This is a genomic window from Corallococcus sp. CA047B, from assembly GCF_003612065.1.
Lineage (GTDB): Bacteria > Myxococcota > Myxococcia > Myxococcales > Myxococcaceae > Corallococcus > Corallococcus praedator.
In genome coordinates this window covers 1-10,895 of record NZ_RAWD01000316.1, presented here as the reverse complement: position 1 = coordinate 10,895, position 10,895 = coordinate 1, and the positions used below count along the sequence as shown (strand labels likewise).

The following is a 10,895-nucleotide window of genomic DNA, read 5'->3' as shown; positions in this document are numbered from 1 at the left end:
GTTCCGGGGCCACCACCGCCGGGGGCGTCCCGTCTGTCCCGGTGTCCGGGGCTGACGCGGGGGCCGTCTTCAGGCGCTCCAGGGTGGTGCGCGCGGCTGCCTGCTCGGCCTCCTTCTTGTTGCGGCCCGTGGCGCGGGCGTACACGACCTCCCCGATGCACACCTCCACCTCGAACACTTTGGAGTGCTCCGGGCCGGACTCGGCCACCACCCGGTAGCGCGGCGACAGCTTGAGCTTCTCGTGGGACATCTCCTGGAGGAGCGTCTTGTAGTCCAGGCGGCCCGCGCCGGAGGCCACCTCGTCCAGCGGCTCCCCGAAGCACCGGTCCACCAGCGCCAGCGCCGGCTCCAGGCCGCCGTTCAGGTAGACGGCGCCCAGCACCGCTTCCAGCGCGTCCGCGAGGATGGAGTTCTTGTCCCGCCCGCCCGACTGGGACTCGCCCCGGCCCAGGAGCAGCAATTCGCCCAGGCGCAGGCTCCGCGCCACGCGCGCCAGGCCCTCCTCGTGGACGATGCGGGCGCGCATCTTGGTGAGCTCGCCTTCGGGCATGCCCGGGCAGCGGTCCATGAGCCGGTGGCTCACGGCCAGGTCCACGACGGCGTCGCCCAGGAACTCCAGGCGCTGGTTGTCCTTGAGGTTCTGGTCGCGGTTCTCGTTGGCGTACGTCTTGTGCGTGAGTGCCTCCAGCGCGAGGTCGCGCTTGAGGAACGTCACGCCCAGGCGGCCTTCCAGCGCCTGCACCCGTTCCACCAGGGTCATCTTCTCCACGGGCGTCTCACTCCTGGGGGGCGTCCGGGCCCACGAGGCGCACGGCCTCGGGAGCGACCTTCAACAGGTCCGCGACCATCCGCACCACGCCCGGGAATTCATCCAGTTCGAAGCGGCCCGCCCACACCTTGCCCTGCGTGCCCGCCAGCATCCCCCGGAAGGTGCGCCCGGCGATGCGCGCGGCGGCGAAGCGGTAGGCCCTGCCCTCCACCTGGAACTGGGCCAGCAGCTCCAGGCTGCTGCGCGGCGGCACCAGGGCCTGGGCGCCGAACTTCTCCACGATCTCCACGAAGCGCACCGGCCCCGCGCCCGCCGTCACCGGCGTCCGCGTCAGGGTGGGCTCGCCGAAGAGCGCCGCCAGGTAGCCCGTCAGCGCCCCGCGCTCGCGGAACTCCGAAAGCTCGAGGATGTGACCTGCCGCGGTGGGCAGGTCCTCACCGCCACGCAGGGCCTGGGCGACGCGGAAGTTGCCCTGGCGGTCCGACACAAGCTTCACCGCGAGGTGGCCCTCCTTCACCGTCGTGGACAGCTCCAGCGACTGCGGATCCACGTCCGCGGGCAGGCCCAGCAGCTGCAATTCCTCCGAGCGGCGCTGCAGGTGGAAGACGTGGTCGCTGAAGGTGTCCAGCAGCAGCGCCTGCATCTCCTCCGCCGCGTCAATGGCGGACAGCAGGATGGGCGTCATGCCCACCACCGCCGCGGGGGCGATGGGGATGAGCCGGTCCCCCACCACCTGGAAGGTCACCTCGGTGATGAAGTCCTTGGTGATGGGGTTCACCAGGGACGCGGCCTCCAGGTCCAGCATCACCTCGATGCCGGAGGGCTCCTCCCGCACCTGGAGTCCCAGCTCCCGTAACCGAGCGGTGTCCATCAGGCCCCTTTGAACGTTTCGCGGGCGATGATGGTGCGCTGGATCTCGCTCGTGCCCTCGCCAATCTCACAGAGCTTGGCGTCGCGCAGGTAGCGCTCCACGGGGAACTCGCGCGTGTAGCCGTAGCCGCCGTGGATCTGCACGGCCTTGTTGCAGCCGCGCATGGCCGCCTCGGAGGCGAACAGCTTCGCCATGGAGGCCTCCTCGGAGTACGGCTGACCCGCGTCCGCGAGGCGCGCCGCGCGGTGCACCAACAGGCGCGCCGCCTCCAGCTCCGTCTTCATGTCCGCCATCATCCAGCGCAGGCCCTGGAACTCGCTGATGGGCTGGCCGAACGCGGAGCGGTCCTTCGAGTACGCGACCGACTCCTCCAGCGCCCCGCGCAAGAGGCCCACCGACAGCGCGCCGATGGTGATGCGGCCCTTGTCGAGGATCTTCAGCGTGTCGATGAAGCCCCGGTCCACCTCGCCGACGATGGCGTCGTCGCCCAGCTCCACGTTCTCCAGGATGAGCTCCGCCGTGTCCGAGGAGCGCATGCCCAGCTTCCCGTGGATGGCGCGCTGGCTGAAGCCCGGCACGCCCTTCTCCAGCACGAAGGCGGTGATGCCCTTCTGGCGCTTCTCCGGCGACGTGAGCGCGAGCACCACGAACACGTCACCCACCGTGCCCTGGGTGATGAACATCTTGGCGCCGTTGAGCACCCACTTGTCGCCCTTGCGGACGGCGGTGGTGCGCATGCCGGACGCGTCAGAGCCGGATCCCGGCTCGGTGAGGCCCCACGCGCCCAGCCACTCGCCGGTGGCCAGCTTCGGCAGGTAGCGCTGGTGCTGCGCCTTGTTGCCAAAGACGCGCACGTGGCTGGTGCCCAGGCCGTTGTGGCTGGCCACCGTGAGGGCGAGCGAGCCGTCGTAGCGGGCGATCTCCTCCACGGCCACCGCCACGGCGAGCGAGTCCATGGCCGCCCCGCCGTACTCCTCGGAGACGAGCATGCCCAGCACGCCCAGCTGGCCCAGCTCCTTCACGACCTCCATGGGGAACTTCTCGTCCTTGTCCCACTCGCGCGCGTACGGCTTCACGCGGCGTTCGCAGAATTCACGGAGGGAGGCCTGGAGGGCGCGGTGGCTGTCGGGAAGTTCGAAGTCCATGGTCGGGCGGGGAATCTAGCTCAGGTGGGGACGACTCAAACGGGATACACACCGTGCTTCTTTTCCGCACGGGGCTGGAAGCGCTCCGCGTACAGCGCATACCGCTGCAACAGCTCGCCGCGCAGGGAATCCCCCGGAATCACCGCGTCGATGATGAGCTCGCTGGCCAGCTTGTAGATGTCCACGTCCTGCTTGTACTCGTCGCGCAGCTTCTGGACGAAGGCCGGTCGCTCGGCCTCCGGCAGCTCTTGAATCTTGTTGAAGTAGACGGCGTTCACCGCCGCCTCCGGGCCCATCACGGCGATCATCGCCTGGGGCAGCGCCAGGGTGGCCTCCGGGGCGAAGCCGGGGCCGCTCATGGCGTAGAGGCCCGCGCCGTACGCCTTGCGCACCACCACGCAGATGCGCGGCACGCTGGCCTCCGACACCGCGGAGATCATCTTCGCGCCCGCGCGGATGATGCCCGCCCGCTCCACCTTGGTGCCGATCATGAACCCCGGCACGTCCGCCAGGTACAGCAGCGGGATGTTGAACGCGTCACACAGCCAGATGAACCGGGCCGCCTTGTCCGCGCTGTCCACGAACAGCACGCCGCCCTTGTACTTGGGCTGGTTCGCCACGATGCCCACCGGCTGACCGCCGATGCGCGCGAGGCCCGTGATGATCTCCTGCGCGAAGAGCTTCTTCACCTCGAACCAGCTGCCCTCGTCGATGAGCTCCGTGATGAGGGCGTGCATGTCGAAGGGCTTGTTCTGATCCGGCGGGATGATCTCATCCACGCGCTTGCCGCTGTGCTTCGGGGCCTTGAGCTCCGCGCGCGGCGCCGGCTTCGTGAAGTTCTCCGGGAAGAACGCCAGGTACTGCTTCGCCGCGGCGATGGCCTCCTGCTCCGTCTTCACCAGCACGTCGCCCACGCCGGACACGGAGCAGTGCATCTTCGCGCCGCCCATCTCCTCCAGCGTGACCTTCTCGCCAATGACCATCTCCGCCATGCGCGGGCTGCCCAGGTACATGGACGCGTTGCCGTCCACCATGATGACCAGGTCGCAGAACGCGGGAATGTACGCGCCACCGGCGGCGGACGGACCGAAGAGCAGGCAGATCTGCGGCACCACGCCCGACAGGTGCACCTCGTTGTAGAAGATGCGGCCCGCGCCCCGGCGGCCAGGGAACATGTCCACCTGGTCGGTGATGCGCGCCCCCGCGGAGTCCACCAGGTACAGGAGCGGACAGCGCGACGCCTTCGCCGTCTCCTGGATGCGGAGGATCTTCTCCACCGTGCGGGCGCCCCAGCTGCCGGCCTTCACCGTGGAGTCGTTGGCCATGATGGCCACGGTGCGGCCCGCGATGCGCCCAAGGCCCGTGATGACACCGTCGGAGGGCAGGTCCGCGTCCAGGTTGTTGGCGAGCTTGCCGTCCTCCACGAAAGAGTCCGCGTCCACCAGCAGGCGGATGCGCTCACGGGCGAAGAGCTTGCCGGCCTCGGCGTTCTTCGCGTGGTACTTCGGCGCACCACCCTTCTCCACCTGGGCGATCGTCTCGAGCAGCTTCTGGTCGTAGGACATGGCCCGGGCCACATACCAAAAACCCCCCTGGCCTGGCTGCCTTCTTGCCATGGGTCCCGCCGGACGTGCCGTCCAGCGGACGACGCGAGGGGCCACGGTGAAGCACACCGGGGGCTGGCACCTGGGGCTTCCCTGCCTACCTTGATGTTGCACGAGGGGGGTGCACCCAGGCGGGCCACCCCACCCCGTGATTCATACCGGCCCAGGAGGGACCCATGTTCGGAGTGAAGAAGAAGACGTGGCAGGCGAAGGCTCTGGCCAAGAGCAAGATCTACCGCCAGTTCCTGGCGCACCAGCTGCTCGACCAGGTTCCCGAGTACGCCGACCTCGCCTCGAAGAAGGCCCGGAAGTCCTGGGACAACTTCGATGCCGACGACGCGCTGCGGTATGTGGGATTGACGACGTACAAGCCGGTGAGCTCGGGCCTGGGCGGCATTGGCGCGTTCCTGCTGGGCGCCGCCGCGGGCAGCATCGTGGCGCTGCTGCTGGCGCCGCGTCCGGGCACCGAGCTGCGCACCACCGTCAAGGACAAGGCGATGGGCTACATCAACAAGCAGGGCGTGAACATCGGCGGGGAGAAGACCGCGAGCGCTTAAGCACCCAAGCGGACCGCCGTCGTGACGGGTGAGGCACCCGTCACCCCGCGCCGGGCCGCTGCACGAAGCAGTGTCAGGGGCGGAAGTTCGCGGGCGACCGCGGGCTTGCCGCCCCTGTCGCTTTCGCGGGGCTCAGCGGCCTTTATAGACAGGAGGACGCTTCTCCGCGAAGGCGCGGAGCCCTTCCAGCCGGTCCTCCGTCTTGAGCACCTCTTCGTACTTCTTGAGCTCCAGCGCGAGCGCATCATCCAGCTCCAGGCCCGTGCCCTCGTCGATGGCGTGCTTCGCCGTGGCCACCGCCACGGGCGCGTTCTCCACCACGGCCTCCGCGAGCTGGAAGGCGACCTGGAGCAGGTGCCCTTCCGGGGCCAGCCGGTTGACCAGGCCGATGCTGAAGGCCTCCGCCGCGTTGACGCGCCGGGCGGTGAGGATGAGGTCCTTCGCGCGCCCCGGGCCAATGAGCCGTGCCAGCCGCTGGGTGCCGCCGCCGCCGGGGATGATGCCCAGCTTCACCTCGGTAAGTCCCAGCTCCGTGGCCGGCGAGGCGACGCGCAGGTCGCACGCCAGCGCCAGCTCCGTGCCGCCGCCGAAGGCCGCGCCGTTGATGGCGGCGATGAAGACGCAGTCGCTCTTTTCAACCGAGCGGAAGGTGCTGCGCAGGCCGTCCAGGAAGGCGCGCACCTCCGGCTCCGCCATGCCGGCGCGCTCCTTGAGGTCCGCGCCCGCGCAGAAGGCCTTGTCGCCCGCGCCGGTGATGATGACCGCGCGCACGTCGCGGTTGGCGGAGACACGGGCCACGAGCTGGCCCAGCTCCTGGAGCATCGCGCGGCTGATGGCGTTGCGGCGGCTCTCCCCGTCGATGGTCCAGATCTCGATGGCGCCGCGGGCGTCGACCTTGAACTCCGGCATCTTCGCTCCCCGTGTCGGGCCGCATCGGGCGGCCCGCGTGAATGGCGCGCAGCCTGTGACGGGTTCTCCAGTCTGGCAAGCCGTAAACGGATAGGATTTCGCCCATGCCTTCGTGCCCTCCGACGAAACGCCCATGGCAATGGTCGCCTGGACCGAGCACCGTCCTCGCCCTGCTCGTGCTGGCCCTGCCCCTGGTGGCGCTGGCGCGCGGCGGCGGGGGCGAGCACTACACCTCCGGAAGGGACAGGAGCAGCGGCGGCGGCGGAGGCGATGGCCTGCCCCTCTGGCTCCTCTTCGACCTGGTTCGGATGATCTTCCTGTACCCGAAGGTCACCCTGCCCCTGCTGCTCATCGGCGGCGCGCTGTACTGGCTCTACAAGCGCAACCTGCACCCCACCGCCACCACGCAGCGCGCGTTGGATCAACGCGAGGCGGAGGCGCGCACGGAGGTGTCCGGCCGCGACGTGCAGGGCTGGACCAACGCGCTGAAGCTCAAGGACCCGTCGTTCGAACTCCAGCCCACGCTGGACAAGGTGCGCTGGCTCTTCCTGGAACTGCAGAAGTCGTGGTTCCGCCGCGACATGACGCCCGTGCGCCCCTTCCTGTCGGACGCGACGTGGCAGCGCTTCAACGTGCAGCTCCAGCTCATGAAGGCCCAGGGCGTGCGCGACGCGCTGGCGGACATGCAGGTGCAGGACGTGCAGCTCATCGGGCTGCACCAGACGGCCTGGTACGACTCCATCCACGTGCGCGTGCGCGCCAGCATCCGCGACACGGACGTGCCCGCGGACCAGACGGACGCGCAGGCCATGGCCGCCGCGAAGAAGGTGGCGGCGGAGTCCTTCACGGAGGTGTGGACCTTCGTGCGCAAGCCCGGCGCGCAGACGCGCATCGGGGAGGATCTGTTCCAGGGCAAGTGCCCCAACTGCGGCGCCCCGTACAAGGGCGGCGCGTCCAACACCTGTGAGTTCTGCAACGCGGTGGTGAACTCCGGCAACTACGACTGGACGCTCGCGGAGATCACCCAGGGCGTGGAGCACGTGCGCCACCACAAGCAGGTGGACGGCCTGATGCAGGCCCGCGCGGACGACCCGGCGCTGAACCTGGAGATGCTGGAGGACCGCGCGTCGCTGCTGTTCTGGAAGTGGATCGACGCGCAGAGCCGCAACGAGACGCAGCGGCTGTCCAAGGTCGCCAACGCGGAGGTCATCACCCGGCTGTCCTCGGAGCTGGAGGAGCTGGGCAAGCGCGGCCGCCGGCGCGTGTTCCTGGAGTGCGCGGTGGGCGCGGTGGACGTGCGCGCGCTGGAGGTGCACCCGGAGTCCTTCGACGAGGCGCAGGTGGAGATCCGCTGGAGCGCGCGCATGGGCATCGGGCCCGTGAACGAGCGGCCCCCCAGCCTTCCCACCGTGCCCCAGCGCTGGGTGTTCACGCTGGTGCGCCGCCATGGCGCGAAGACGAACACCGACACCGGCATGTCCACGGACCGCTGCCCGCAGTGCAACGCGCCCCTCACCACCAGTGGCGCCAACACCTGCGAGTTCTGCGGCACGGTGCTGGGCAACGGCGAGCGGGACTGGGTGCTCGCGTCCGCCCTCCCCTTCGAGTCCTGGAACGTCCGGCAGGATCAGCGCCACTCGGCCGCGTCCGTCCGCCGCCAGCAGGCGCGCGAGGAGACGCGCGGCGCCGTGGTGGCCCCCACCGACGGCGACCGGGTGATGACGGACCAGAAGGAGCGCGAGCGGCTGCTCTACATGATGGCCTCCATCGCCGCCGCCGACGGGGACGTCTCCAACGCCGAGCGCCGCCTGCTCAAGCTGTGCGCGGAGCGCTGGAGCGTGTCCTGGGCCAACGTGGAGATGGCGCTCAACGCCGGACCGCAGCTCTTCGAGCGGCTGGTGCCACGCGGCAGCCCGGAGGCGGAGGTGTTCCTGCGCCACATCGTGGAGATGGCGCTGGTGGACGGCCGCATCGACCGCAAGGAGCGCAAGATGCTGGAGATCGCCGCCCAGCACCTGGGCCTGGAGTCACGGCTGCCGGCGCTGCTGGGGGACCACTAGGAAGCGCAGGTCCCCCGTTGAATCAGGTCTGCGCGCGGCGGGAGGACTTCTTCTCCCGTTCGCCCAGCGCGGCCTGCAGGTACTTGCCCGCCAGCTTCCGGCCAATCAGCTCCTGGGCGATCTCCCCGGCCTCCACCAGCTTGTCCAGGTCGATGCCGGTGTCCACGCCCATGCCGTGCATCATGAACACCGCGTCCTCGGTGGCCAGGTTGCCCGCGGCCCCGGGGGCGTAGGGGCAGCCGCCCAGGCCACCGATGCTCGCATCGAACGTGGTGACGCCCGCGGACAGGCCGACGAGCGCGTTCGCGAGCGCGGTGCCGCGCGTGTCGTGCAGGTGCAGCGCCAGGGTGTCCACCGGCATGTGCTGCAACAGCGCGCCCAGGATGTCCTCTGTCTGCCGGGGCGTGCCCACGCCAATCGTGTCGCCCAGGCTGAGCTGGTAGATGCCCGCGTCCACGAGCTGGCGGCAGATGTCCACCACGCGCTCCACCGGGACGTGGCCCTCGTAGGGGCAGCCCCACACGGTGGACAGGTAGCCGCGCACGCGCATGCCGGCCTTGCGGGCGGCGGCGGTGACCTCCTTCGCGCCGGCCAGGGCCTCCGCGATGGTCTTGTTGATGTTCTTCTTGGAGTGGGCCTCCGACGCGGAGATGAACACCGCGGCCTCCTCCAGGCCCGCCGCCTGCGCGCGCTCCAGGCCCTTGAGGTTGGGCACCAACGCGGAGAAGACGACACCCGGACGGCGGCCCACCTGCTTGAACAGCTCCTCCGCGTCCGCGAGCTGGGGAATCCACTTGGGTGACACGAACGACGTCACCTCGATGCGCTTCTCCCCCGCCGCGACCAGGGCGTTGATCAGCCGCGCCTTGTCCCGGGTGGGCAGCGTCCTGAGTTCATTCTGGAGGCCGTCGCGGGGACCGACCTCATACACGTCGACCTTCCGGGGCAGATGCCCCAACAGGCCGACCCGCGTTCGCGCTGGTTCTTTCGGATCCACTTGGACGTGTCCTGGGCGCGGTACGCGGGCTTGCTTCAGCCCTGCCGGAGCCCTGCTCCCACGATGAGGTCGGTCGAGTCGGGTGTCATCGGCCAGGCATCCAGGCCTCCGTGCACCCACGCCATCGAAAAGCCCGTGCTTTCCAACAGCCCCCTGAGTTCCGCAAGAGGATAGTAACGAATGGCGTACGCCGCTCGCAGCACGCGTCCCTCCGGCAGCGTCAATTGACGCTGCCCCACATCCCTTCCACGCGTCGCGTCGAAGCGGCTCTCCTCCTCCAGGAGACTCCCATCCGGTAACCGCTGGTGGAACGCCGCGCCCGGGGATTGCGCCAGCCGCTCGTACGGCACCGTCTGGAAGACGAGCAATCCCCCGGGCCGCAGCACCCGCGCCACCTCGCGCAGCACCTGGACGTGCTCCGCGTCCGTGAAGGCGAAGAGTGTCGAATACCAGGCGTAGGCGCCCCCCAGCGACCCGGCCTGGAAGGGCAGCGCTCGCAGGTCCCCCCGCACCACCGGGAAGCCGGGACGGCGCAGGCGCAAGGACAGGGGATCCCGCTCCAGGCCCACCACCCGCCCGGCCAGGGGCCCTTGCGCATTGAGCCGCGCCGCGTGCCGGCCGTGGCCACAGCCCAGGTCCACCACCGGCCCGTCCACCTTCGCGAACGCCCGGGACAGGTACTCCGCTTCCCGGGCCGTCACCTCCTCGGAGAGGAACGGCAGCGTGCTGCGCAGGTACAGCTCCCCGAAGAAGTCGTCGGACACGGAAGCTCAGCGCTTCGGCGCGGCAAGCGTCGGCAGCTTCGCGCGCAGCCGGCGCACGGCCTCGTCGAGCACCCCTTCCGTCTTGCAGAAGGCGAAGCGCGCGAAGCGCTGGCCCAGGTGCCGGTGCTCCGGACCGTAGAAGACGCTGGGGGGGATGCTGGCCACGCCCACCTGCGTCACCAGGTGACGGCAGAAGGCCACGTCGTCCTCGAAGCCGTAGCCCGCGATGTCCGCGAGGATGAAGTAGCTGCCTTCGGGCGAGTACGCGGTGAGGCCCGCCGAGCGCAGGCCCGTGAGCAGCCGCTCACGCTTCTGCGTGTAGAGCGCCGTCAGCTCCTGGAAGTACTCGTCGGACATCCGCAGCGCCACGGCCATGGCGACCTGGAACGGGGACGCGGTGGCGAAGGTGACGAACTGGTGCGCGCGCTGCACGGCATCCCGCAGCGCGGGCGGCGCGATGATCCAGCCGATCTTCCACCCGGTGAGGCTGAAGGACTTGCCCGCGCTGCTCACCGTCACCGTGCGCTCCGCGAGCACCGGCACCGTGGCGGCCCGGATGTGGCGCGCGGGGGCGAAGACGATGTGCTCGTAGACCTCATCCGACAGGACCTTGGTGTCGTGCTCGGCGCAGAGGTTGCCCAGGAACTCCAGCTCCTCGCGGGTGAAGACCTTGCCCGTGGGGTTGTGGGGCGAGTTGAGGATGAGCAGCCGCGTGCGCGGGCTGAAGGCCGCCTTCACCTCGTCCCGGTCGAACCACCACGCCGTGTGCTCCGCGTCCGGCGGGCGCAGGGGCACGTAGCGCGGCGTGGCGCCCACGAAGGCGATGCCCGCGTCGTAGGAGTCGTAGAAGGGCTCGAAGACCACCACCTCGTCGCCCGGATCCACCAGCCCCAGGAGGACGTCGAGGATGGCCTCCGTCGCGCCGCTGGTGACGGACACCATCGTGTCCGGATCCACCTTATGGCCGTAGAAGCGCTCCGAGTGCTCCGCGATGGCGTCGCGCAGCCCCTTCGCGCCCACGCCCGGGGCGTACTGGTTGATGCCGTCCTGGATGGCCTCCCAGGCGGCCAGCTTGACGTCGTCCGGCCCGTCGAAGTCGGGGAAGCCCTGCCCCAGGTTCACGGCCTGGTGCTTCAGCGCCAGCGCGCTGAACTCGGAGAAGACGGTGGTGCCGAAGCGGGAGACGCGCTGCGAAAGGATGGGCCGGGGGGACATGGGG

10 protein-coding genes are annotated in these 10,895 nt (G+C 69.8%); 2 read left to right on the top strand and 8 right to left on the bottom strand.

Translation table 11 applies throughout. The features are described 5' to 3' along the window. From rnc to D7X74_RS33690, 4 genes are all read right to left on the bottom strand, one after another. Positions 1-760: ribonuclease III (gene rnc / locus D7X74_RS33705; protein ID WP_233602373.1), on the bottom strand; the 760-nt coding region annotated here is incomplete at its 3' end. A 16-nt stretch (positions 761-776) separates the two neighbouring features. Further along, a complete protein-coding gene (locus D7X74_RS33700; RefSeq protein WP_199732822.1) occupies positions 777-1,640 on the bottom strand; it encodes a hypothetical protein in 864 nt (287 codons plus the stop codon). Continuing rightward, the gene (locus tag D7X74_RS33695) at positions 1,640-2,785 is read right to left on the bottom strand and encodes an acyl-CoA dehydrogenase family protein (protein WP_120537108.1); all 1,146 of its coding nucleotides are present in this window, start codon (positions 2,783-2,785) and stop codon (positions 1,640-1,642) included. The genes D7X74_RS33700 and D7X74_RS33695 overlap by 1 nt, the downstream gene beginning before the upstream one ends. 35 nt (positions 2,786-2,820) lie before the next feature. Continuing rightward, a complete protein-coding gene (locus D7X74_RS33690; protein WP_120537107.1) occupies positions 2,821-4,350 on the bottom strand; it encodes an acyl-CoA carboxylase subunit beta in 1,530 nt (509 codons plus the stop codon). A 215-nt stretch (positions 4,351-4,565) separates the two neighbouring features. Between D7X74_RS33690 and D7X74_RS33685 the strand changes: the two genes are divergently transcribed. Next, positions 4,566-4,946: a YtxH domain-containing protein gene (locus tag D7X74_RS33685; protein ID WP_120537106.1), complete on the top strand. Its 381-nt coding sequence runs from the start codon at positions 4,566-4,568 to the stop codon at positions 4,944-4,946. Positions 4,947-5,078: 132 nt separating this feature from the next. Here the strand turns inward: D7X74_RS33685 and D7X74_RS33680 are convergent, their stop codons facing one another. Continuing rightward, complete coding sequence (locus D7X74_RS33680; protein WP_120537105.1) at positions 5,079-5,855, bottom strand: enoyl-CoA hydratase-related protein; 777 nt, start codon at positions 5,853-5,855, stop codon at positions 5,079-5,081. 104 nt (positions 5,856-5,959) lie between these two features. On the opposite strand from D7X74_RS33680, the gene D7X74_RS33675 reads away from it, so the two are divergent. Next, a complete protein-coding gene (locus D7X74_RS33675; protein WP_120537104.1) occupies positions 5,960-7,915 on the top strand; it encodes a TIM44-like domain-containing protein in 1,956 nt (651 codons plus the stop codon). 22 nt (positions 7,916-7,937) lie between these two features. Here D7X74_RS33675 and D7X74_RS33670 read toward each other — a convergent pair whose 3' ends face one another. The 3 genes from D7X74_RS33670 to D7X74_RS33660 are packed head-to-tail and all read right to left on the bottom strand — an operon-like array spanning position 7,938 to position 10,891. After that, complete coding sequence (locus D7X74_RS33670; RefSeq protein ID WP_120537103.1) at positions 7,938-8,912, bottom strand: hydroxymethylglutaryl-CoA lyase; 975 nt, start codon at positions 8,910-8,912, stop codon at positions 7,938-7,940. 35 nt (positions 8,913-8,947) lie between these two features. After that, positions 8,948-9,676: a class I SAM-dependent methyltransferase gene (locus D7X74_RS33665; protein ID WP_120537102.1), complete on the bottom strand. Its 729-nt coding sequence runs from the start codon at positions 9,674-9,676 to the stop codon at positions 8,948-8,950. A 6-nt stretch (positions 9,677-9,682) separates the two neighbouring features. After that, positions 9,683-10,891, bottom strand: a complete 1,209-nt coding sequence (locus D7X74_RS33660) for an aminotransferase class I/II-fold pyridoxal phosphate-dependent enzyme (protein WP_120537101.1) — start codon at positions 10,889-10,891, stop codon at positions 9,683-9,685. Positions 10,892-10,895 lie beyond the last annotated feature (4 nt).

Coding starts and splice junctions, on each gene's coding strand:
- D7X74_RS33700 (WP_199732822.1), bottom strand. CDS start 1,640: ATGGACACCGCTCGGTTACGGGAGCTGGGACTCCAGGTGCGGGAGGAG.
- D7X74_RS33690 (WP_120537107.1), bottom strand. CDS start 4,350: ATGTCCTACGACCAGAAGCTGCTCGAGACGATCGCCCAGGTGGAGAAG.
- D7X74_RS33695 (WP_120537108.1), bottom strand. CDS start 2,785: ATGGACTTCGAACTTCCCGACAGCCACCGCGCCCTCCAGGCCTCCCTC.
- D7X74_RS33680 (WP_120537105.1), bottom strand. CDS start 5,855: ATGCCGGAGTTCAAGGTCGACGCCCGCGGCGCCATCGAGATCTGGACC.
- D7X74_RS33675 (WP_120537104.1), top strand. CDS start 5,960: ATGCCTTCGTGCCCTCCGACGAAACGCCCATGGCAATGGTCGCCTGGA.
- D7X74_RS33660 (WP_120537101.1), bottom strand. CDS start 10,891: ATGTCCCCCCGGCCCATCCTTTCGCAGCGCGTCTCCCGCTTCGGCACC.
- D7X74_RS33685 (WP_120537106.1), top strand. CDS start 4,566: ATGTTCGGAGTGAAGAAGAAGACGTGGCAGGCGAAGGCTCTGGCCAAG.